Origin of the sequence: Humitalea rosea (assembly GCF_003253705.1) — a bacterium.
Lineage (GTDB): Bacteria > Pseudomonadota > Alphaproteobacteria > Acetobacterales > Acetobacteraceae > Humitalea > Humitalea rosea.
The window spans coordinates 38,958-61,990 of record NZ_QKYU01000004.1 but is presented as its reverse complement, the minus strand read 5'-3'; the positions used below and the strand labels follow the sequence as shown (position 1 = coordinate 61,990).

The following is a 23,033-nucleotide window of genomic DNA, read 5'->3' as shown; positions in this document are numbered from 1 at the left end:
GATGGTCATGTCCTTCCGCTCGGGACTGGCGCCGCCAGGGCGCCGGAGGTCGGGGCCAGTCTCTCCCGCCGCCGGGCGAGGCGCCAGAAGCGCAACAGCGCAAAGCGCGCACGCCGCGGCGGCTCCGGCGGCTGGTCCGGTGGGCAGGGCAGCGCTGCTTCCCCCAGGCGCAGGCGGAACAGCGCGCCGCCCTCGGGGGCCACGCCGACCTCGACGCTGCCGTGGTGAATGTCGGCGGCGCGCTGGACGATGGCGAGGCCGAGGCCGGAGCCACGCCGTTGGCTCGCGATGCGCCGGCGGGCGCGCCAGAAGCGGCGGAACACCGCCTCGCGGTCCTGTTCCGGCACGCCGGGGCCGGAATCGGCCACCTCGATCTGCCCGGACGCGCTGAGGGTGAGGCGGACGACGCCCTCCTCCGGGGCATGGCCGATGGCGTTCTCCAGCAGGTTCATCACCGCCTGGGACAGGGCTTCCTCATGCGCGCGCAGGATCACCGGCGCGGCCGGCAGCTCCACCAGCAGCGAGACCCGCTTCTGGTCGGCCAGGGAGAGCACGAAGGCGGCGACCTCGCGCACCAGCCGGCTCACGTCCAGGGCCGCGTCGGGCACCGCCTCGGTATCGTCCAGCTCGGCGATGGCCAGGAGCTGGGCGACCAGCCGCTCGAACACCGCGAGGTCGGCGCCGAGCAGGGCTGCCGTATCGCGCTCGGTCAGCAGTTCGATCCGGGCGCGCAGCACCGCGAGCGGGGTGCGGAACTCATGCGCGGCATCGGCGGTGAAGGCGCGCTGGGTCTCCCGCGCCGCCTGCAGCCGCGACAGCATCGAATTCACCGCCTGGACCAGGGGCAGGATCTCCGAGGGCACGTCGGCCTCCGCCAGCCGTTCGGCGGGGCGGGAGGGGTCCAGCAGCTCCGCCCGCCGCGCCAGCAGCCGGACCGGCTGCACCAGCCGGTGCATCACCACCATCGCCACCGCGGCCAGCGCGATCAGCACCGGCAGCATCACCACGAGCCCGACGCCCAGGGCAAAGCCGTTGCGGGCGTCATCCAGCAGGACGTCCGGATGCTCCTCATCCTCGGCGACCTGGATCGAGAGGGGGACGCCATCGATCTCGGTGCGGATGACGATGCCGGTGAAGACGGCGTCGCCGCGCTCCATCTCGAAGGGCACCGGGCGGCGGCTGCCGGGGGGCATGGGCTCGGCCAGCGGCACCGAGGTTCCGGCGCCCAGGATCAGCTTCCCTTGGGCATCCACCACCGCATAGGCCGCCCGGCCATAGACGATGGAGAAGGCCGCGGCGACATCGGAAGGCAGGTTCAGGCGCCACTCTCCGTTCTCGTCGCGGCGCAGGTGGCTCGCGATCATCTCGGCCCGGCCTTGCAGGGCCCGGGCCTCGATGCGGTCGATGATCTGGTTGTTGCGGATCGAGAGCAGGATCAGCAGCGCCACGGTCATCGTCGCCAGCGCGATCAGCAACGCCGCGCTGAACACCATGGCCAGGGAGCGGCCCTCGCGGGTCACGGCAGTTTCTCGTGCACGAGGCGGTAGCCCTGGCCGCGTTCGGTGCGGATGCCGACATCCGTGCCGAGCTGCGCCAGGCGCTTGCGCAGGCGCATCACATAGACCTCGATCGCATTGGCGCCGATGTCGCGGTCAAAGCTGCCGAGCGCCTCCTCCAGCGTGGATTTCTGCACGACCCTGGGGCTCGCGCGCACGAGCCATTCCAGCACCGTCAACTCACGCCGCGGAAAGCTGTGCAGCGTATCGCCGATCGTGACCATGCGAGAGGCCGGATCGACCGCGAGATTGCCCAGGCGGTACACCGCCCGCGGCGGCCCGGCGGCGCGGCGCAGGATGGCGCCGAGACGGGCGACCAGCTCATCCATCGCGAAGGGCTTCACCAGATAGTCGTCGGCCCCGGCGTTCAGCCCGAGCACCCGGTCCGAAATGCGCCCGCGCGCGGTGGTGACGAGCACGGGCAGCGCGTCGCCCCGCCGGCGCAGGTCGCGCAGCAGGGCGAGGCCGTCACCATCGGGCAGGCCGAGGTCGAGCACCAGCGTCTGGTAGCTGACGACCCCCAGCGCGGCCTCGGCATCGGCCCAACTGGCGACGGTATCGACCGACCAGCCGGCGCGCCGCAGCCCCTGGGCCATCAGCTCGCCCAGATGGGGGTCATCCTCGGTCAGGAGCAGTCGCATCGGGGGTGGCAGTCAGCCCCGGGGCCTGATGGCGGCCGCCGGAGAACAAGCGTCATGGAGGCCTGCGCGGCCCGCCGTCGTCAGCGTCATGACAGAGTGCGCCGCTCGCCTCCCCTGCATCGGCATGGGTGCGTCCCCCTCGTTGGCAGGACCCGAAATCATGGTTGCAGTACACGTGCCGAGGTCCAAGCCTAACACCCCCCCATCTGAACCCGTGCGTGCCGTCCCCGCCGCCCTGGGGCGGTTCGCGTCGGCACTGCCACTTTCCCATGATCCGGATGCGATGCGGGGGCAAGCCTGAGCCTGCCGGCCGGGCCTGTGCCGCGGCAAGAAGCCGCCGGTGGTGAGGCCCATGCGGTTTGAAACCAGGCGCCTGACGAAGCGAAGCGGCCGCAAGGGTGACGCCGTATAGGTGAGGAAAACTCACCAAAGGAACCGAAGAAATACTTTGACCAACCCTTCCCGTGATCGCAAACAGTGAGCAATAAAGCCACGCTCCCTCGCCTGAACCGGGAGCGACCAACGATAAGCGCCGAGGGAATGTCATGGGTCAGCAGCAGATGCACCAATCATTGGGCGGCCACGCGCACCGCTGCGGCCAGGACCCGCGGCGGTGAAGCTGTTCTGGTCCTCCCGTTCCCCCTTCGCACGCAAGGTGATGGTCGCGGCGCATGAGCTTGGTATCGCCGACCAGATCGCGCAGGAACGCGTCGTCGTCTCGGTCGCCGCTCCCAATGATACCGTGCTGCACCACAACCCGCTCGGCCAGATCCCGACCCTGGTGCTCGACGATGGTACCGTCTTCTTCGATTCCGCGGTGATCCTGGAGGTCCTGGACCAGCGCCATGGCCCGTTGCTGTTCCCGACCGATCCCGCCGCGCGTTTTCCGGTGCTGCGCCTCCAGGCGATCGGCGACGGGCTGATGGAGAACAGCGTGCGTCGTCTCGGCGAGAGCACCCGCGGCGTGCTGGTCTCCGCCCCGCATGTCGCTGCCGCGGTGCAGAAAATGTCGCGCACGCTGGACTGGCTGGAGGCTGAGGCCGCAAGCCTCGCCTCGCTGAACGCCGGCAGCATCGCCATCGCCTGTGGTCTCGGCCATCTGGATTTCCGCTTCGGCGCCGAGGATTGGCGGCCCGGGCGCCCGGCGCTCGCCGCCTGGCATGCCGGCTTTGCCGAACGGGCCTCGATGCGCGCGACGGCCCATCGGGACGAATACTGAGAGGCATGGCCTGGCAACTGCCACCGCTCAATGCATTGCGCGCCTTTGAGGCGGCGGCGCGGTATGGCAGCTTCGCCCAAGCCGCCGAGGAGCTCTGCGTCACGCCTGGGGCGATCAGCCGGCAGGTCAAGCTGTTGGAGGCGAACCTTGGCGTGCAGCTCTTCGTCCGCGCCAATCGCCAGGTGCGGCTGACGGCCGAAAGCGCGCAATACGTCGCAACGCTGACCGAGCTGTTCCGTCGCCTGGATGTGGCAACCGGGCGGCTGCGGGATGCGCGCCGGGAGCGGCCGCTGCGGATCATGTGCTCGGCCAATGTCGCGACGCGCTGGGTGTTCCCGCGGCTGCGGATGTTCCATGCACAATATCCGAACCGCCATGTGTTGCTCACCACCTCGCTGACCTCGGCGGCGGTCGCCTTCAGCTCGGACAGCGCGGATATCGTCATCCGCCTCGGCACCGATGACTGGCCGGCCGATGTCGTGGCGCACCGGCTGTTCGACAGCGAGCTGACGCCCGTGTGCAGCCCGCGCCTGCTGCGCCACGGGCCGCGGCTGCGCGAGCCCGAGGATCTGAAGAACCATACGCTGCTCTGTTCGGACATCCGCCCGGCGGGCTGGGGGCAATGGCTCGCGATGGTCGGGCTGCCGCCGCTCGAAACCTTCAACGCGCAGAAATTCGAAAGCTCGGCGCTGGTCTATGAAGCCGCCGCCGAGGGGCTCGGCATCGCCATGGGCGAGAAGCATCTGGTGCGCGACGAGCTGCGCTCCGGCCGGCTGGTGGCGCCCTGGCCGATCAGCCTGCGCCAGCCGGAAGCCTTCTACCTGATCTACCAGCGCCAGATGCAGGCCACGCCGCAGTTGCGGGAGTTCCGTGACTGGATCCTCCAGCAAGATCCGGACGCCGAGCGTGTGCTGATGCTGCCGCGCGCGGTGAGATCCCGCGCGCCGTGATATCCCAGGTCCAACAGGAGCAACGCCACATGGCGAAGAAGAACAAGAACGTCATCATCACCTGCGCCGTGACGGGCTCGACGCTGACGCCCTCGATGTCGCCTTACCTGCCGGTGACCGCGGATGAGATGATCACGCAATCGGTCGATGCCGCCAAAGCCGGCGCCGCCATCCTGCATTTCCATGCGCGCGATCCGAAGGACGGGCGCCCGACCAATGATCCCGCAGTCTGGCAGAGCTTCCTGCCGACCATCCGCGCGCAATGCGATGCGGTGATCAACATGTCCTGCTCGATGGGGGCCACGGCCGAGGATCGTGCCTCCTCCGCCATGGTCATGCGGCCGGAGATCGCGACCGTCATCGTCGGCTCGATGAACTACGGCCGCTTCAAGAAGGCGCAGGACCAGGGCGTCACCGACTTCAAACATGAGTGGGAGCGGGAGTTCTACGGCCCCGATTCGCACCACCTCGTCACCCAGAACACCTTCTTCAAGATCGACCGGCTGATCGACATCTTCCTCGAACAGGGGTTTCTCATGGAGTTCGAGTGCTACGACGTCGGGCACCTCTATATCCTTGAGCACCACCTCAAGACCCGGACGCTGCCGCGCCCGATCATCGTGCAGTTCCTGACCGGCATTCTGGGCGGCATTCCCTCGGACATCGACCATCTGCTGCATATGAAGCGGACCACGGAGCGGCTGTTCGGCGAGGAGACCGAGATCTTCACCCATGGCACCGGCCCCGATAACATGCGCGCCGCGGCCTATGGCGCCCTGATGGGCACCAGCATCCGCATCGGGCAGGAGGACAACCTCACCGAACGGCCGGGCCGGCTGTTCAAGTCGAATGCCGAACAGGTGCAGAAGATCCGCCGCATCCTGGAGGAATTCGACATCGGGATCGCGACGCCGCAGGAAGCACGGCAGCGGTTGGGCCTGCCCACGCCCTGACCCCGCGCCACTTCAAAGGAAGCAGCATGACAGCCCATCCCGACCGGCAGGTACCCGGCGTCTATCATCGCCAGATCGGCGACATCACGGTCACCGCGCTGCATGACGGCTACCAGGATGTGGCGATGAGCAGCGTGCTGCGCATTTCGGCCGAGGAGGGCGGGGCCATGCTGGGCGCCGCCTTTCGCCCGGCGCGGCGGACGCAGGTGAATGCCTTCATCATCCGCTCCGGCGGGCGCATCGCGCTGGTCGATGCCGGCTGCGGTGGTGGCGCCAAGCCGACGGTCGGCTTCCTCGCCGCCAATCTCGCCGCCGCCGGCGTGCTGCCGGGGGAGGTGGATACGGTGCTGATGACGCATCTGCATCCCGATCACTTCGGCGGCCTCGCCGATCGCGAGGGCCAGGCGATCTTCCCCGAGGCAGAGCTGAAGCTGCATGCCGACGAGCAGGCCTATTGGTACGACGACGCCGCGATGATGCGCGTCGCCGATATGGCGCGGCGGGAGATGTTCTTCGGGCAGGCGCGGTCGCGCCTGGCGCCCTATCGCGAGCGGACCAGCACTTTCACCGGTGGCGATGTCTTCCCCGGCGTCACCGCGATCCCGCTGCCGGGCCATACCCCGGGGCATACCGGCTTCATGGTGGCCTCGGGCGGGGAGTCGCTGCTGATCTGGGGCGATATCGTGCATGTCCCCGAATTGCAGATCCCCCGCCCGGAGGTGGTGATGGCCGTGGATGTGGACCCGGCCCAGGCCGAGGCCACGCGACGGATGATCTTCGACCGCGTGGCCAGCGACCGGCAGGCCTTCGCGGGGATGCATCTGCACTTCCCCGCCTTCGCGCATATGGCGCGGGAGGGTGCGGGCTACCGGCTGGTGCCGGATGCCTGGAGCATGGACCTGCGAGGCGACGCCCCGACGGATCTGCGCGGCGACACCCCGGCCTGAAGGAGCACCCGATGCCCTGGTTGAACACGCGCGAGGTGGCCCTGCGTTACGAGCTGGCGGGCGAGGGGAGCGAGACCCTGCTGCTGCTGCATGAGATGGGCGGCACGCTCGAAAGCTGGGACGGGCTGCTGCCCTTCCTGCTGCCGCGATTCCGGGTGCTGCGCTACGACCAGCGCTGCGCCGGGCTGTCGGAGAAGCCGCGCGCGCCCCTGACCATGCCCGATGCCGGGCGGGATGCGGTGGGTTTGCTGGAGGCGCTCGGGATCGCGACCCCGGTCGTGCCGATCGGCACCGCGGTTGGCGGCGCGGTGGCGCTGCATCTGGCCTCGGCCTGGCCGGCGCGCGTGCGGGGGGTCATCGCGACCTCCCCCGCGACCGGCGTGCCCGAGGCGGCACGCGCGACCTTGCTCGACCGCGCCGACCAGATGGAGCGCGAGGGCGCGCGCAGCCTCGTCGATGCCGGGCTGGACCTGGGCTACCCCATGCCCTTGCGCGGCGATGCGGCACGTTTCGAGAATTGCCGGGCGCAGCGCATGGCCGCCGACCCCTTCGGCCAGGCCGCGACCATGCGGATGCTGGCCGGGCTGGATATGGCGGCTGAGCTTGCCGCCATCGCCTGCCCCGCGCTGATCCTGGCGGGGCGGCATGACCTTGGCCGCCCGCCGGATCGCGTGCACGCGGTGGCCGATGCCATCCCCGGTGCTGCGTTTCGCGTGCTGGAGAGCGGGCATTTCATGGCGATCCAGACGCCGGAGCTTCTGGCCGCGGAAATAACGGATTTCCTCGGCCGCCTATCAAAGGCGCCAGCCGGATAAACGGCCGCGCGATAACAGGGAGGACACAACAATGGCCACAAGACGCCAATTCGCCACCGGGCTTGCCGTGCTGGCGCTGTCACGGCACGCCTTTGCGCAGGGCCGCTACCCGGACCAGCCCGTAAAAATCATCGTGCCCTTCCCGCCGGGCGGGCCGGCCGATCTGGTCGGGCGCCTGCTGGCGCGCGGGCTGACCGAGCAGTTCAACCAGACCTTCGTGGTCGAGAACCGGGCCGGCGCCGGCGGCATCGTCGGGGTCGAGGCCGTGGCCCATTCACGGCCGGATGGGCTGACGCTCGGCATCGGCAGCAGCGGGGCGCTGTCCGTGCTGCCGAATCTGATGCCGCGCATGCCCTATGATGTGGCCAAGGACATTCAGCCGATCTCGCTGGCCATCGCGGTGCCGCAGGTGCTGGCGGTTCATCCCTCGGTGCCGGCGGCCACGGTGGCCGAGCTGGTGGCGCTGGCGAAGCGGCAGCCGGGGAAGCTGAACTTCGGCTCCTCCGGCAGCGGCAATTCGCTGCATCTCGCGGCCGAGCTGTTCCGGGCGCGGGCGGGGGGGATCGACATCGTGCATGTCCCCTATCGCGGTGCGGCGCCGGCGCTGACGGATCTCGTCGGCGGCCAGGTGCAGATGATGTTCGGCGATGTGCCGGTGATGCTGCCGCAGATCCGCGCGGGCACGATCCGCGCGCTGGGCGTCACCTCGGCCGAACGCTCCACGGCGCTGCCGGATGTGCCGACCATGGCCGAGGCAGGGGTGCCTGGCGTGGAATCGGAGAGCTACTACGGGCTGATCGGCCCCACGGGCCTGCCCGCCGACCGGCTGGAGGCGCTGCACCAGGCGGTGAAGGCGGCGTTGCAGACCCCGGGGGTCCGTCAGCCGCTGATGGAGCAGGGCGGCCGCATCATCGCCAATTCGCCCGCGGAGTTCACCGCCTATATCCAGGCCGAGGCAACGAAATGGGCCGAGGTGATCCGCTTCTCCGGCGCCAAGCTGGAGTAGGGTGTCAGCGGCCGGCTGCCAGGAGTCAGGCTGCCAGGATCGCCTCGACGATCTCCTGCACCTCCAGCGCCTCCCGCAGGGTGGCGAGGGGGTGCGGGGTGCGACGGGTCATGGCGGCCACGCCGTGCAACTGGCCGCGCAGCACCATCGGCCGCATGCGCTCGTTCGGCACGGCGTCCGGTGCCTGGGTCCAGGTGCCATCGGCGCCCGCCTGTTCGGCAAAGGACCAGTCGCGCAGGCGGATGGCGCCATTCAAGGTCCAGGTATTGTGGTCGTCCTGCTCGGTGGTGCCGACGCCCCCGGTCAGCGTCACCGGCACGCCGCCCGCGGTCAGCCGCGCGCGGATCGCCGTCTCGGCGCCCTGGCCGGCGGGGTAGGTGGTGGCGGCCTCCACCAGCGTCAGCGGCCCGAGCCGCCGGCGCGTCAGGAACAGGAAGTGGGAGACGACCTCCCGCGTGAAGCCACCCTCGGCGCGCAGCGCGAGCCAGCTCGCCGCATCCTGCTGCCAGCCACGCGGCCAGGTGGCGAAACCCACCTCGATCGCCAGCGCCTCGGGCGTGAGCTCGCTCTGCCATCGCGCGAGCTGGGCGACGGCGGGGGAGGAGGCCATGGGGAAGTTCACCGCGGCCCGCGCGCCACTGGCCTCGGCCCGGGCGACGAAGGCGCGGGCGGCGGCGAGGTCGGTCGCCAGCGGTTTTTCCAGGAACACCGCGCGGCCGGCGGCAAGTGCTGCCTCGGCCAGCGGGATGTGTGCTGCCGGCGGGGCGGCGATGTAGAGGCACTCGCAGGCGGCGATCACCGCCTCGACGGAGGCCAGCATCGGCACGGCGCCGGAAATCCCGGCCAGCCGCGCGGCCGCCTCGGGTGCCGGGTCCCAGACGCCGACCGGGGTGACGGCGTCGGTCGCATGGCCCAGCGCGGCCCGCAGCAGGCGTTCGCCCATGATGCCGAAGCCGATGATGCCGAGGGCGATAGGGGCGGACATGGCGCGACTCCGAGGATAAGGGGGCGGACCCTAGCCGCCAGCCCGATGCCTCGCCACCCGGCCCTTGGATCGGCTCGGCGCCGAGGGGCGCGCGCCAATGGGCCAGCCGCTCCTTCAGGGCGCGGTCGCGGATATAGGGCGAGGCCTCGCGCGCCCTGTTCGCCGCGGACCGCGACCGCTTCGCCGGCACAGGCCGGGCGATGTCAGGGCCATGCCGAGCGCCTCGCCTGGGGGGCTTCCCCGCCGGCGCCGTGATCCGCTACAGCACCGCTGGTCGCAGCGCCCCGTGCTTTCCCCGGTCCCGGAGGCAGACGGCGGGTCTGAATGCCAGGGATGGAAATGGAAAGCGACCAGGTCGATTCTCGCGTGATCACCGCCCAGATGCGCCGGGACCGGATGCGGCTGGCCGCGGCGCAGGCCGAGCTCTCCGCCCTGCAGCAGCGGGTGGCGGAGCTTGAGAAGGCCCATCCCGTCAGGGCCGTCCGCGCGCTGCGCCGCACCGCGCTGGGCGCCCTGCGCCGGGGCTTTCATCTCCTGCCGGCCGGGCTGCAACAGGCCGGGCGCGGCCTGCGAAGGGAAGGGGCCCAGCCGTCCGCCCAGCCCTCCGCCCCGCCCGCCGCAACGCAGCCCGCATCCCGTGGCCTCGCCTTGGTCATCGACGATCATTGGCCGCAGCCGAACCGGGATTCCGGTTCGGTGGACATCGTGAATTTGGTCGCCAGCCTCGCCGATCTGGGCTTCGAGGTGATCCTGGCCGCCGCGCGCGAGATGGATGGCCCTTCGCCGGCCCGCGACGCCCTGGTACGGGCGGGGGTGCCGTGCCTGATGCCGGCCGACGCCGGTTCGATCGAGGAATTCCTCGGCCGGCGAGGCGCGGAGGTCGATCTCTGCGTGCTTTGTCGCGTTTATTGCGGCGGGCGGTTCCTGGAGGCGGTGCAGCGCAGCTGCGGCAAGGCGCGCCTCGTCTTCAACTCCATCGACCTGAATTTCCTCCGCGAAGAGCGCAAGGCGCTGCTCAGCGGCGACACCGCGGCGCTGGACATCGCGCGGCATGTGCGGATGCGCGAGATCGAGATCATCCGCGGCTGCGACGCGACCATCGTGGTCTCCCGCGCCGAGCTGGAACTGCTGGGGGAGACCACCCCCGACGCCTATGCCGTGGAGATGCCCCTGGCGCGGCCGCTGGTGCCGCCCGTCACCCCCTTCGCGCAGCGCCAGGGCATCGGCTTCATCGGCGGCTTCGCCCATGCGCCCAATGTCGATGCCATGCGCCACTTTCTTGCCGAGATCTGGCCACTGGTCCTGCGCGAGTTGCCGGATATCGAGATGAGCATCGTCGGCGCCGACCTGCCGGCCGATCTGCTGCCCTCCGCGCCCGGCCGCGTGCGCGCGCTCGGCCACCTGCCCGAGGTCGGACCCTGGTTCGAATCCCTGCGCCTGACGGTCGCCCCGCTTCGCTTCGGCGCCGGGGCGAAGGGCAAGGTGGCATCCAGCCTCTCGGCGGGCGTGCCCTGTGTCGCGAGCCCCGTGGCGGCGGAGGGGATGTCCCTCTCGGTCGAGGGCGGCGTCCTGGTCGCCGATGGGCCGGAGGCCTTCGCGGCCCGCATTCGCGACGCCTATACCGATCCGGTGCTGTGGCAGGAGCTTTCGACCGGCGCCGTGGCCTATGCCCAGGCGCGGCTGTCGCTGCCCGAATGGCGGGAGCGGCTCGACACCATGATCCGCCGCCTGGGGCTTTAGCCCGCCGGACGGGCCATCAAGTATCTATTGATAGAGTAATAGGTATCTTTATACCCGGCGGAAACCTTGCCTCTTCGGCGACGTTTCCCACGGAATGTAAGGAATGCCGGACGAACATGCTGGGCAAATTGGATGAGTTCGGACCCGGCGAGGAACTCGCCTGGGAGCCGACACGGATCGTACCGCCAGGCCCTTGGGTTGGGCACATCCCTTTCGCCTATTGGCTGATCAAGGCACTGCGCCCCAGCACCTTCGTGGAGTTGGGGACCCATTCCGGCAATTCCTACTTCGCCTTTTGCCAGGCCATCGCCGCGGCCTGCCCCGGCTCGCGCGCCTTCGCCGTCGATACATGGCAGGGCGATGAGCATGCCGGCACTTATGGCGAAGAGGTCTTCGCGGACGTCTCGCAGTTCAACAGCGGGCACTTCGCGCAATTCTCCACCTTGCTGCGCACGACCTTCGACGATGCCCGCGGCTATTTCCCCGATGCGGGGGTGGACCTGCTGCATATCGACGGGATGCACAGCTACGAAGCGGTGCTCCACGACTTCGAAACCTGGCTGCCGACCCTCTCCGGCCGGGGTGTGGTGGTGTTCCACGATACGAATGTCCGCGAACGCGGCTTCGGCGTCTGGCGGCTCTGGCAGGAGCTGAGCGCGCGTTACCCCGCCTTCGAGTTCAGCCATTCGAACGGGCTTGGGGTGCTGGGCGTGGGCGCGGACCAGGCGCCGGCGATGCAGGCGCTGTTCGACCTGTCCCCGGATGAGGCCGCCGGCTTCCGCCGCGAGATTTCCGCCCGTGGCGAGGCCTTCCAGCGCCAGGTCGAGGTCGCGGAGCTGCGCGAGCACCTAGACAAGAAGGAAGCCCAGATCGCCGATCTCGCCCGGCGGGTCGAGGCCGCGACGGCCGAGGCGGAGACGCGGGTGCAGGCCGCCGAGGGGGCCACGGAAACGGCGCGCGCCGGGCTTGCCTGGCAGGAGGCGCTGCTCGCCTCCCGGTCCGAGGTGATCGCGGCCAAGGACGCCCAGATCGCCACCGTCTCCAACCTCGCGGCCGCGCGCGCCGCGGCGCTGGAAACGCGGGACGCCCTCATCCTCTCGCGCGACGCCTTGGCGTCCCGCCTTGCCGCCGACCTGCGGCACCAGCGGCAAGAGTACGAGACGCGGCTCAGGCTCGAAAGCGAGGAGCGTGAGGCGGTGCAGGCGGCGCTGCGGGACCGGCTGGCGCATGGCGAGAGCCCCGCCGTCAGCATCGACACCTCGGCCACGCAGCAGAAGATCCGCGCGGCCATGGATGCCTATGGGCTTGAGGTGGCGCAGCGCTACGTCACCTCCACCTCCTGGCGGCTGACGCGACCGTTGCGCGTGGCGTCGCGATTGTTGAAGGGGCAGGGGCTCCGCCCGCCCGTGCTGTCCGGCCCCGTGCCCGAGCCGGCGCATGAGGCGCCGGACGAGGACGCGCCCCCCAGCACGGTGCCGGCCCTGGTCCAGGCGCCCGCACCGAATGATGTGATGGCGGTGACGCCGTTGAAGGCCGCGATGCGCGGGCTGCTGATGGCGCGGTTGCAGGCCTTCCTTGCCGGCACCGCCATGCTGCGCCTGCCGCGCGCGGAGCAGCCGGATGTCAGCATCATCCTCGTGCTCTACAATCAGGTTGAGCTGACCTTCGGTTGCCTCGGCTCGATCATCGAGACGCTGTCGGCAAGCGATCTTGGTGTCGAGGTCATCATCCTTGACAATGCCTCCAGCGATCTGACCGGGGCGCTGCTCGACCGGATCGAGGGTGCGACGATCATCCGCAGTGCGACGAACCTGCATTTCCTCAAGGGCGTGAACCGGGCGGCCGGATCAGCCTCGGGCCGCACCATCCTGCTGCTGAACAATGACGCCCAGCTTCTGCCGGGCGCGGTCGAGGCGGCGCTGCGGACGCTGGATTCGGCGCCCGATATCGGCGCCGTGGGCGGGCGGATCATCCTGCCGGACGGCACCTTGCAGGAAGCGGGCTCGATCGTCTGGCGCGACGGCGTCTGCACCGGCTATGGCCGTGGGCAGGACCCGAACGCGCCGGATTACATGTTCCAGCGCGACGTGGATTACTGCTCGGGCGCCTTCCTGCTGACGTCGATGGCGGCGTGGCAGGAGCTGGGCGGCTTCGACGAGCGCTTTGCCCCCGCCTATTACGAGGAAACCGACTACTGCCTGCGCCTGTGGGAGAGCGGGCGGCGGGTGGTGTTCGACCCGGATGCGACGATCATCCATTACGAGTTCGGCAGCTCCGGCGGCTCGGGCGACGCGCTTGCGTTGCAGGCGGCGAACCATGGCATCTTCGCCCAGCAGCACCGCGCCTGGCTGGAGGGGCAGTTCCCGGCCTCGCCCGCCAATGTCATCGCCGCGCGCATCGCGCGCTCCGCCGCCCCGCGCGTGCTGGTGCTGGAAGACCGCGTGCCGAAGACGGAGCTTGGCGCGGGCTATCCGCGTTCCAACCAGCTGCTGCATGCGCTGGTCGAGGCAGGGGCGCAGGTCGCGCTCTTCCCGATGAACCGCCATGCCGAAACCTGGAATGAGGTACATCGCGCGCTGGACAAGCGCATCGAGGTGCTGATCGCCGCCGATCGCACGCAGCTGCGCGCCTATCTGGAGGCACGTCGTGGGCATTTCGCCGCGATCATCATCTGCCGCCCGACCAACATGGTCACCTTCGATGAGGCCGTCGGCGCCGATCGCGAGCTGATTGCCGGCGCCACCATCATCTATGATGCCGAAGCGCTGTTCGTGACCCGCGACCTGCAGAAGCTGGAGGCCGAGGGCAATCCCCCGACCGAACAGGAGCGGCACCGCATGATCGCCGCCGAGGTCGCGCTGACCCGGCTCGCCGATGCGGTCGTCTCCGTCTCGCCCGGCGAACAGGCGACCTTCGAGACCTATGGCGCGAAGCAGGTGGAGTTGCTCGGCCACGCCATCGAGGATGAGACGCTGACCACGGGATTCGAGGAGCGCGACCAGATCGTCTTCCTCGGCGGCACGCAGAGCGATGACGCGCCGAACACCGCCGCCGTGCTCTGGTTCGCCAAGGACATCCTGCCCACCATCCGGCAGTCGCTCGGCGAGGCCTTCCGCCTCACTCTCATCGGCCAGGCCGGGGCGCCGAGCCTCCGCGCGCTGGAGAGCACCGCGCTCGACCTTGCAGGCGTGGTCGATGATCTTGGCGTGGGGCTAACCCGCGCGCGGGTGATGGTGGTGCCGAGCCGGCTTGGCGCCGGCATCCCGCTCAAGATCCTCCATGGCGCCCGGATCGGCGTCCCGATGGTGGCGACGAGCCTCGTCGCCGGGCAGCTTGGCTGGCGGGATGGCGTCGAGCTGCTGGTGGCCGATGACCCGACCGCCTTCGCCCGCGCCTGCATCCGCCTCTACACGGATGCGGCGCTGTGGGAGGAAATCCGCCGCAATGCGTTGGATCGCGTGAACCGCGACTACGCGCCCGAGGCCTTTGCCGCCCGGGTCCGCGCCATCGTCGAGGCCCTGCCGGCGTCTCACCCGATGGCGGCCTCGGCCGCCGCAGCCCCGGTGCGGCCCGCGGTGCCGATCCAGAAGGAGGCGCCGAATACGAGCCGGCCGGCGAAGATCGATTTCAGCCTCGCCATCCCCTTCGGCTTCGCCCCCCTGGCAGCACCGGCACCGCGGCTGGCGGTGATCTGCCATTTGTTCCATCCGGACATCGCGGCGGAGATGCGCGGCTATCTCGATAACCTGCCGCTGCCGGCCGATGTGTTTCTCTCCACCGACACCGAAGCCAAGGCCGCGCGGCTGCGCACCGTCTTTGCCGGATGGCCGGGCGGGACGCTGGAAATCCGCATCACGCCCAATCGCGGCCGCGACATCGCGCCCAAGCTGATCGGCTTCGCCGATGCTTATGCCAACTACGATCTTGTGCTGCATCTGCATTCCAAGGTGTCCGCCCACGCCGGATTCCTCGCCCCCTGGCGGAGCTTCCTGCTGGAAAACCTGCTCGGGTCGCAAGCCACGGTATCGAGCATCCTCGATGCCTTCGCGCGCCTGCCCGACCTCGGCATGGTGGCGGCCCAGCATTACGAACCGATCCGGCGCTGGATCGGCTGGAACGGCAATTACGACACGGCCAAGGGGCTGGCCGCACGCATGGGCATTACGCTGTCGCCGCGGCGCGCGCTGGACTTCCCGTCAGGCTCCATGTTCTGGGCGCGGCCCGCGGCGCTCAAGCCGCTGCTGGACCTCAAGCTGTCCTTCGAGGAGTTCCCGCAGGAGGGCGCGCAGCTCGACCATACCCCGGCGCATGCCATCGAGCGGCTGTATTTCCTGGCCTGCGAGCGCAGCGGCCATACCTGGCTGAAGATCGCCGATCCCGCGCTGTATCTGGATACGTCCACCATCGTTGATGTCTCGAAGCCAGCCGACCTCACGCATTTCGTCACCGAGCATGGCGTGCTGCTGACCGGGCTCCAGCCTGTTCCGGTCGCCAAGGAGCCGGCGGCGCTGGTCACCCGCGTCCCGCCTGGCCTTGCTCTGCGTCTCGCGAAGCGGGGGGCCTAGCCCTGTTCAAGCTCCCATGGTTGCGCCGCGGCGCCGAGGACAATTCCGGGGCCGCGCGGGTGTCAGTCGTGGTGCCGCTGTACAACCACGCGGCCTACATCACGCCAGCGATCGAAAGCATTCTCACCCAAGGAAGTTGGGTGCGGCAGGTGGTGGTGATCGACGACGGCTCCACCGATGACTCCGTGCGCGTCATGCAGGAATTGGCCGCGCGCGATCCACGCATCGCCTTCCGCACCCAGGCGAACCAGGGGGCGCATGCAACGATCAACGCGGCGTTGCGGGACTGCGATGGCGAGTTCCTGACCATCCTCAATTCCGATGATGTCTATCTTCCGGGGCGCTTCGCGGCCCTGGTCGGTTTGCTCGATGCCGATGCGGGGGCCGATCTCGCGGCCTCCGGCATCGCCTTCATGGATGGCAATGGACGCAGCATCGCCAATGCCTGGCATGGCGAGGCCCTGGCCTTCCACCGCGCCGGCCACGACATCGGCACCGCGCTGGTCAATGGGAATTTCCTGATGACCACGTCTAACTTTCTCTTCCGCCGCAGTTTGTTCGAGCGGATCGGGGAGTTCGCGGCGCTGCGCTATACGCATGATCTGGATTTCGCGCTGCGGGCCGTCGCCTTCGGCCATCGCATCGCGATGCTGGAAACGCCCCTGCTGCGTTATCGCCTGCACGGCAGCAACACCATCTCCGAGGATCATCGCAAGGTGCGGGCGGAATGGGCGATCTCCGCCGCCGCCTACCTCACCAGCCTGCTGGACCGCCCCGGTGCGGATGCCCCTGATTGGGCGCGCGCCGCGGATGTGGAGGAGGTGTTGCAGCGCCACGGGTTGAGCCGGGCCGTGCATCTCTGCATGGCCTATCTGCGCCGCCACGGCGCCGGCACCCTGGTGGAAAGCCCATTGCTTGGCGACACCGACTTCCGCGGCCAGATCGCGGGGTGGGTGTGATGCGCATCCTGATCCTCAGCAACCTCTACCCGCCCAATGTCATCGGCGGCTACGAGCGGCTCTGCCACCAGGTCGCCTCCGATCTCGTCCGGCGCGGGCATGAGGTGGTGGTGCTCACCAGCCGCTACGGCGGCAAGGTCGCCGATTATCCCGGCCAGACCATCCTGCGCGAGCTGGACCTGCTGACCGGCCCCGATATCTACACGCCCTTCGCCGGCACGGCCGAGGATCGCGCCGCCATCGGCCGCGCCAGCCTCGCCACCTTGCAGCGCGTGCTGGATGAGGTGCGGCCGGATGTGATCTTCGCCTGGAACCTGTTCTTCCTCGACAGCTCGCTGCTGACGGCGCTGGAGAACGGGCCCTACCGCACCATCGTGATGCTGACGGACAACTGGCTGCTGGTGATGCGTAACCCGCATTTCGTCAGCGATTTCTTCCGCGACGTGGTGCACGGCCAGACACCTTTCATCGTGCCCCGGCCGGCCCCCGCCTGGCGGCGTCTTGCGCGCCGCATCCGCCGCGCGCTTGCCCCCGCCACCCCGGCGAGCCCTCCGCTGGAGGCGATTTTCGGCTCCGGCTTCATGCGGGATTTCTATGCAGCGGGCGGCTCGGCGTTCGCGCGCCACGCGGTGATCCACAATGGCGTGAGCCTGCCGCCGCAGGAGAGCTTCGTGGTGCCCGATCGCAGGCGACTGGTCGAGCCGGGCACGCTGCGCCTGCTCTTCGCCGGTCGTCTCGTGGATCTGAAGGGCGCGCATACCGCCGTGGAGGCGCTGTCGTTGCTCGACCCCGCCGCCCTCGGCGTCGATCGCATCCTGCTCACGGTGGTCGGTGATTCGCAGGATGCCGCCTATATGCGCAGCTTCGAGGATGCGATCGCCCGCAGTGGCCGCGCCGAGGATATCGTGATGGCGCCGACGGTGGGCGAGCACGAACTGCCGCAGCTCTTCGCCGCGCATGACCTCTACATCTTCCCCTCGCTCTACGAGCCCTTCTCGCTGACGTTGATCCACGCGCTCGCCTGCGGCATCCCGACCATCGCGACCCGCATCGGCGGCAATCCCGAAATTGTGCAGGACGGCCAGAGTGGGCTGCTGTTCGACAAGGGCGACGCGCAGGACCTCGCCCGCGGCATCTCTCGCCTCGCGACGGATGCGGCGCTGCGGCGGCGGCTGTCCGATGGCGGCCAGGCGGCCGGGCGCGCCTTCACCTTCGAGCGGATGGTGGGCGAAATGGAACGCGTCCTCACCGATCGTCCCTGACCATGCCATCGGGATCCCTCGCCGGGACATCCTGCCTCGTTCTCGGTGCCGGCGGCTTCATCGGGCTGCATCTCTGCCAGGCCTTGGTCGCGGCCGGGGCGCGGGTGCATGGCTATGGCCGCGCGCCGGCCTTCCCGGAGGCAATGCCCCCGTTGCGCTGGACCAGCGGCGAATTCGACGACACGGAGGCGCTGGCGGAGGCGCTGCGCGGGGCGGAGGTGGTGTTCAACCTGCTCGGCGGCTCCATACCCGCGCTTGCAAACCGCGATCCGCAGGCTGATCTCAGCAGCAACCTCGTCGCATCGGTGCGGCTGCTGGAGCTCTGCGGGGAGGCTGAGGTCCGCAAGTTCGTCTTCATCTCCTCGGGCGGCACCGTCTATGGCGTGCCCCGCGTCATCCCGATCCCTGAGACCCATCCGACCGATCCGATTTCCGCCTATGGGATCCATAAGCTGATGGTGGAGAAGTACGTCGGCCTGCACGCGCAGTTGAACGGGCTGCGTTCCGTCGTGTTGCGGGCGGCCAATCCCTTCGGCCCGTATCAGAGCCCGCATCGCGGCCAGGGGATCGTCGCGGCCCTCATCGCCACGCGCCTTGCCGGAAGGCCCGTGCGGATCTGGGGCGACGGGCGGGTGGTGCGGGACTTCCTCTACGTCGGAGACCTCGCCGAGGCGATGCTGGATGCGGCGCTCTACGAGGGGCCGGAGCAGGTGCTGAACCTCGGCTCCGGCGTCGGGCGCTCGATGCTGGATGTGGTTGCGGCCGTCGATGCGACGCTTGGGGGAACGGGGGAGATCATCTTTCAGCCCGGCCGCAACGCCGACGTGCCGGTGAACGTTCTGGACAACACGCTGATACGGAGGGAGTTCGGCTGGAAACCGCGCATGGAGTGGGAGGCGGGATTGCGGCTGACCGCCGATTGGATCGCGGCGACCTATTTCCCGGCTCGATGACCGTGAACGCGGCCGTCAGGCCCAGCCCCGAGGCGTTGGCGCCGCAGCTTCGGCGCCAGCCCCATGCGTTGCTGTCCCTGCGGCTGGATGCGCGCCTTCGCGGAAGCTGGGCCTGGATCGAGGTTGCGCTCACCGGCATGGCGGGCGCGCTGGCCCTCGTCGGCTTCTTCACCGCAAGCGGCACGCAGGTCGCGCGCAGCATCCGCCTGGGCCCGGCGCCAGGCTGGGCCGGTCGCTTCCCGCACCGCTTCGGCGCGATCTGCTTCCTGCCGGCTGATGCCGCCGAGCTGCGCCTGACCGCCGTCGGCACCGCTGCGGCATCGGTGATGGCGACGGGGCTCTCCTGTCGCCCCATGCCCCGATGGCGGGCCGCGGCGCGGATGCTCGCGCGGCGCCCGGCGGCGGTGGCGGGGCTGGTGGCCCGACCGCTGCCGCTCACCCGGAATGCCCTGCGCGACCGGATCCGCGACGTGCTGGCCGTGTCGGCGCGCGCCTATGACGACCAGGGCCATGCGGCCTGGGTGGCGCTGTTCGATACCTGGACCGAGGCGGATTTCCCGCCGCCCCCCAAGGACTGCGCCATCGCCTATGCGGTGATCGGGCGCGCCGGGGCCGCGGCGCTGGCGCGCACACTCCAGAGCCTGGACGCGCAATACGTGCCCCCCGTGCGGGTGGTGCTGGAGGATGGTGCCGCACTTCGGGCGGCGGTCTCGGGGCTGCCCGCCGACTACATCGGCATCCTCCAGGCTGGTGAGACGCTCCCCCCCCACGCGACCGCGATGGCCGCCACCGAACTCGCCCGCCTGGGCCGGCCTGACATCGCGATTGCCGATGAGGACGAGATCACGGCGCAGGGAGAGCGGATGTCGCCATCCTTCAAGCCGACGCCCAATCACATGCTGATGCTGTCGGGAACGCTGTCGCGTGGGCTGTGGCTGGTGGCACGGGGCACCCTGCTCGATCAGCTGCGCGACGATGACGCGGGATCGGCCGAGGCGGTGCGGCTGGGCCTCTGGCTGCGGCGGCAGGAGGCGGGTGAGGGGGGCTTCAGCCAGCGCATTCCCTACATCCTGTCCCATCGCCATCCGGAGACGGTGGCCGCGAATCCCGATGCGCTGGCCTCTGTCGTCGCGGCACATCTTGCCCGTATCGGCGCGCCCTTCACGGCCAGGCCGGGCTGGCCGGTAACGCTTGGGCTGCGCGATACGGCGCCCTTGGGGCGCGTCACGGTCATCATCCCCTCGACCTTGCGCCAGGCGCATTGCCTGGAGTGCATCACCGCGATCCTGCGGGACACCGACTACCCCGACCTCGACCTGCATGTCGCCATCGCCCAGGACGGGCCGCTCGATGCGGCGCAGGAACAGGCGGCGGCCGCGATACGCGTCTTTCCGAATGCGACGGTGACGCTGATCCAGGCCGAGAGCTTCAACTTCTCCCGGGTGAACAACCAGATCCTGGCGCGCACGCAGGGCGAACACGTCCTGCTGCTGAACGACGATGTCTCACCGATACGGGCGGATTGGCTGCGCTGGATGGTGGCGTTCCTGAGCGAGCCGGCGGTGGGGATCGTGGGCGCGCGGCTGGTCTATCCCAATGGCACGCTCCAACATGGCGGCGTCATCATGGGTCTGTCCGAGGTCTGCGACCACGCGCATCGCGGCCTGCCTCGCGGGTCGCCCGGCTACATGTCGCGCGCGGTATTGCCGCAGCAGGTCTCGGCGGTGACGGGCGCCTGCATGCTGGTGCGGCGCTCGCTGCTGGAGCAGGTCGGCGGGCTCGACGAGGGCTACCCGAGCGCGTTCAACGACGTCGATCTGGCGCTGCGGATCGGAGAGCTTGGCTATGCGGTGATCTATGCCCCGCAGGCCGAGCTGTGGCATCTGGAGTTGCAGACCTACGGCTCGCATTACGGTGGCGACCGCCGCCCGTTCTACCAGGGCGAGGTCGCCCGGATGGTGCACCGCTGGGCCGGGGTGCTGGACGCGGACCCCTTCCACAACCCCAACCTCAGCCTGGATGCGATGCGGCATTGGGAGGCGGCCTTCCCGCCCCGCACGGCCGCGACCGCGGCGCCTATTGCGGGGCTCGCAGAGCGCGCATGACCCGCGCGAGGCCCTGCCGCCACGGCGGCAGGGTCACGCCAAACACCTCGGCCAGGCGGCTGGTGTCCAGCCTGCCATCGGCGGGGCGCACCGCCTTCGTCGGGTAATCGGCGGTGGTGATCGCCTGCACGCTGGGGCCAGGGCCACCCATGGCGCGGGCGGCGTCGAAGATGGCGACGGCGAAAGCGTGCCAATCCGTGCCATCGGGTGCCGTCGCGTGGAAGACGCCGCGATAGGCCGGCTGCCATCCCGTGGCCTGCACCCGCGCCAGCACGGCCGCGATGGCATCGGCCAGATCCGGGGCGGCGGTCGGGTTGCCATGCTGGTCGGCGACGACGCGCAGCTCGGGCCGCTGCGCGCCCACGGCCAGCATGGTCTTGACGAAATTCCGCCCCACCGGGCTGAACACCCAGGCGGTGCGCAGGATCACCGTCATCGGATTGCCGGCCAGCGCCGCCCATTCGCCGGCGAGCTTGGTGCGGCCATAGGTGCTGAGCGGGTTGGGCATATCCGTCTCGACGTAAGGCGTGCCCTTGCGCCCGTCATAAACATAGTCGGTGCCGATCTGGATCAGCGGGATGCCCGCCCCGGCGCAGAGCCCGGCGAGCAGCGCCGGGCCGAGCGCATTGGCGCGGAAGGCGCCGGCCTCATCCTCCTCGGCGGCATCCACGGCCGTCCAGGCCGCGCAATTCACCACGGCATCGGGGCGGTGCCGGGCGAAGGCCGCGCGCACGGTCTCCGGCCGATCGAATTCGAAATCGGGCTGGCCGACCAGGATCGCCTCGAAGCCCTGGGCGGGCAGGCTATCGGCCAGGCCCGTCGCCAACTGGCCGCCTTGGCCGGTGACCAGGATGCGCCGCATCAGACCGAGCCCTTCGGGAACACCGGCGCCAGATCGGCGAGGAGGGGGGCGACGCGGTCCTTGTCGGACAGCACCGGGCCGCCGGGCGGCAGCGGCCAGTCGATGCCGAGCGCCGGGTCGTCCCAGGCGATGCCGCCATCGGCCTCGCGGTTGTATTCGGCATCCACCTTGTAGAAGACCTCGGTATCCGGCTCCAGCGTCAGGAAGCCATGCGCGAAGCCGCGCGGGATCCAGAGCTGCTGCCAGTTCTCGGCCGAAAGCTCGACCGCGACGGTCTGCAGATAGGTGGGGCTGCCCTCGCGGATATCGACGGCGATGTCGAAGATGCGCCCGCGCAGCACGCGGACGAGCTTGCCCTGGGCATGCGGCGCCCGCTGGAAATGCAGGCCCCGCAGCACGCCGACTTCGCGAGACAGTGAGTGGTTGTCCTGCACGAACTCCACCTGCATCCCCGCGGCCTCAAGCGCGCTGCGCTTCCAGACCTCGCTGAAGAAGCCACGAGGATCGTCGAAGCGCTTGGGCTGGATCAGCAGGACGTCGGGGATCGATTGCGGTGTGACCTTCATGCGTGCGACCCGTCCGCGAGTTCGAGAAGATAGGCGCCATAGGCGGTCTTGCCGAGCGCCAGTCCACGGTCCCGTAGCTGTGCCGCATCCAGGAAGCCGCGGCGGAAGGCGATTTCCTCGGGGCAGCCGACCTGGAGGCCCTGCCGCTCCTGGACCGTCTGCACAAAGGTCGCGGCCTGGAGTAGGCTGGTCGGCGTGCCGGCATCGAGCCAGGCGCAGCCACGGCCAAGCTGCTCGGCGCGCAGCGTGCCATCCCGCATGTAGAGCGCGTTGAGGTCGGTGATCTCAAGCTCGCCGCGGGCGGAGGGGGTGATGCCCTTGGCCAGTTCCGTGACCCGGCGGTCGTAGAAATACACGCCGATCACCGCCCAGTCGGATTTCGGGACCTTCGGCTTCTCCTCCAGCGAGAAGACGCGGCCCCCGGCGTCGAATTCGGCGACGCCATAGCGTTCCGGGTCGGCGACGCGGTAGCCGAAGATGGTCGCCTCGCCCTCCTCGGCACGGCGCGCGGCGGCCATGAGGCGATCGGACAGGCCCTCGCCGTAGATGATGTTGTCGCCGAGGGCGAGGGCGCAGGCCTCTCCGCCCAACCACTCCTCACCGATCAGGAAGGCCTGGGCGAGGCCATCGGGGGAGGGCTGTTCAGCATAGGAGATGGTGATGCCAAAGCTTCTGCCATCACCCAGCAGGCGGCGGAAGGAGGGCAGGTCGGTCGGCGTGGAGATCACCAGCACGTCGCGGATACCGGCCAGCATCAGCGTGCCGAGCGGGTAATAGACCATCGGCTTGTCATAGACCGGAAGCAGCTGCTTCGAGGCGGCGAGGGTCATGGGATGTAACCGGCTGCCGGAACCACCAGCGAGGATGATCCCCTTCATGCCCGACGCTGCCGGGGCTGGCCGCCGCAAGAAGATGCGGGGAGCGGCCGTCCTGGCCAGTCATTGTCAAA

General features: G+C 69.6%; 18 protein-coding genes. 12 read left to right on the top strand and 6 right to left on the bottom strand.

Going from position 1 to position 23,033, the window contains the following annotated elements:
• Positions 1–5: 5 nt before the first annotated feature.
• Positions 6–1,520, bottom strand: coding sequence for a sensor histidine kinase (locus tag C8P66_RS04585; RefSeq protein WP_111396982.1), 1,515 nt, complete (start codon positions 1,518–1,520; stop codon positions 6–8).
• Complete coding sequence (locus C8P66_RS04580) at positions 1,517–2,197, bottom strand: response regulator (RefSeq protein ID WP_111396981.1); 681 nt, start codon at positions 2,195–2,197, stop codon at positions 1,517–1,519. The genes C8P66_RS04585 and C8P66_RS04580 overlap by 4 nt, the downstream gene beginning before the upstream one ends.
• 613 nt (positions 2,198–2,810) lie before the next feature.
• Between C8P66_RS04580 and C8P66_RS04575 the strand changes: the two genes are divergently transcribed.
• The 6 genes from C8P66_RS04575 to C8P66_RS04550 are packed head-to-tail and all read left to right on the top strand — an operon-like array spanning position 2,811 to position 8,087.
• The gene (locus C8P66_RS04575; protein WP_111396980.1) at positions 2,811–3,416 is read left to right on the top strand and encodes a glutathione S-transferase family protein; all 606 of its coding nucleotides are present in this window, start codon (positions 2,811–2,813) and stop codon (positions 3,414–3,416) included.
• Positions 3,417–3,421: 5 nt separating this feature from the next.
• Positions 3,422–4,366 (top strand): transcriptional regulator GcvA, encoded by a 945-nt coding sequence (gcvA, locus tag C8P66_RS04570; protein WP_111396979.1) that lies wholly within the window; start codon positions 3,422–3,424, stop codon positions 4,364–4,366.
• A gap of 29 nt (positions 4,367–4,395) precedes the next feature.
• The gene (locus C8P66_RS04565) at positions 4,396–5,319 is read left to right on the top strand and encodes a BKACE family enzyme (protein ID WP_146422715.1); all 924 of its coding nucleotides are present in this window, start codon (positions 4,396–4,398) and stop codon (positions 5,317–5,319) included.
• Between the two features lie 26 nt (positions 5,320–5,345).
• A complete protein-coding gene (locus tag C8P66_RS04560) occupies positions 5,346–6,266 on the top strand; it encodes an MBL fold metallo-hydrolase (protein ID WP_111396977.1) in 921 nt (306 codons plus the stop codon).
• A gap of 11 nt (positions 6,267–6,277) precedes the next feature.
• On the top strand, positions 6,278–7,081 hold the full coding sequence (locus tag C8P66_RS04555) for an alpha/beta fold hydrolase (protein ID WP_111396976.1): 804 nt from the start codon (positions 6,278–6,280) through the stop codon (positions 7,079–7,081).
• 31 nt (positions 7,082–7,112) lie between these two features.
• Entirely contained in the window at positions 7,113–8,087 is a 975-nt protein-coding gene (locus C8P66_RS04550) for a Bug family tripartite tricarboxylate transporter substrate binding protein (protein ID WP_111396975.1), read from the top strand.
• A gap of 25 nt (positions 8,088–8,112) precedes the next feature.
• Here C8P66_RS04550 and C8P66_RS04545 read toward each other — a convergent pair whose 3' ends face one another.
• Positions 8,113–9,072 carry a Gfo/Idh/MocA family protein gene (locus C8P66_RS04545; protein ID WP_111396974.1) on the bottom strand — a complete coding sequence of 320 codons (960 nt, stop codon included), beginning with the start codon at positions 9,070–9,072 and terminating at the stop codon, positions 8,113–8,115.
• Positions 9,073–9,411: 339 nt separating this feature from the next.
• On the opposite strand from C8P66_RS04545, the gene C8P66_RS04540 reads away from it, so the two are divergent.
• The 6 genes from C8P66_RS04540 (at position 9,412) to C8P66_RS04515 (ending at position 20,656) form a co-directional block, all read left to right on the top strand.
• The gene (locus C8P66_RS04540; RefSeq protein WP_158537097.1) at positions 9,412–10,812 is read left to right on the top strand and encodes a glycosyltransferase; all 1,401 of its coding nucleotides are present in this window, start codon (positions 9,412–9,414) and stop codon (positions 10,810–10,812) included.
• Between the two features lie 116 nt (positions 10,813–10,928).
• Entirely contained in the window at positions 10,929–15,377 is a 4,449-nt protein-coding gene (locus C8P66_RS04535) for a rhamnan synthesis F family protein (RefSeq protein ID WP_158537096.1), read from the top strand.
• Positions 15,378–15,397: 20 nt separating this feature from the next.
• Positions 15,398–16,336: a glycosyltransferase family 2 protein gene (locus C8P66_RS04530; RefSeq protein ID WP_158537095.1), complete on the top strand. Its 939-nt coding sequence runs from the start codon at positions 15,398–15,400 to the stop codon at positions 16,334–16,336.
• Positions 16,336–17,598 carry a glycosyltransferase family 4 protein gene (locus tag C8P66_RS04525; RefSeq protein ID WP_146422713.1) on the top strand — a complete coding sequence of 421 codons (1,263 nt, stop codon included), beginning with the start codon at positions 16,336–16,338 and terminating at the stop codon, positions 17,596–17,598. Before C8P66_RS04530 ends, C8P66_RS04525 begins: the two co-directional genes overlap by 1 nt.
• Positions 17,599–17,600: 2 nt before the next feature.
• Positions 17,601–18,551, top strand: a complete 951-nt coding sequence (locus C8P66_RS04520) for an NAD-dependent epimerase/dehydratase family protein (RefSeq protein ID WP_111396969.1) — start codon at positions 17,601–17,603, stop codon at positions 18,549–18,551.
• Entirely contained in the window at positions 18,548–20,656 is a 2,109-nt protein-coding gene (locus C8P66_RS04515) for a glycosyltransferase (RefSeq protein WP_111396968.1), read from the top strand. The genes C8P66_RS04520 and C8P66_RS04515 overlap by 4 nt, the downstream gene beginning before the upstream one ends.
• Here C8P66_RS04515 and rfbD read toward each other — a convergent pair.
• The 3 genes from rfbD to rfbA are packed head-to-tail and all read right to left on the bottom strand — an operon-like array spanning position 20,628 to position 22,962.
• The gene (rfbD, locus tag C8P66_RS04510; RefSeq protein ID WP_111396967.1) at positions 20,628–21,518 is read right to left on the bottom strand and encodes a dTDP-4-dehydrorhamnose reductase; all 891 of its coding nucleotides are present in this window, start codon (positions 21,516–21,518) and stop codon (positions 20,628–20,630) included. The two genes, C8P66_RS04515 and rfbD, sit on opposite strands and share 29 nt — an antisense overlap.
• Positions 21,518–22,084: a dTDP-4-dehydrorhamnose 3,5-epimerase gene (rfbC, locus tag C8P66_RS04505; RefSeq protein ID WP_111396966.1), complete on the bottom strand. Its 567-nt coding sequence runs from the start codon at positions 22,082–22,084 to the stop codon at positions 21,518–21,520. Before rfbC ends, rfbD begins: the two co-directional genes overlap by 1 nt.
• Entirely contained in the window at positions 22,081–22,962 is an 882-nt protein-coding gene (gene rfbA, locus C8P66_RS04500; protein ID WP_111396965.1) for a glucose-1-phosphate thymidylyltransferase RfbA, read from the bottom strand. The genes rfbC and rfbA overlap by 4 nt, the downstream gene beginning before the upstream one ends.
• Positions 22,963–23,033 lie beyond the last annotated feature (71 nt).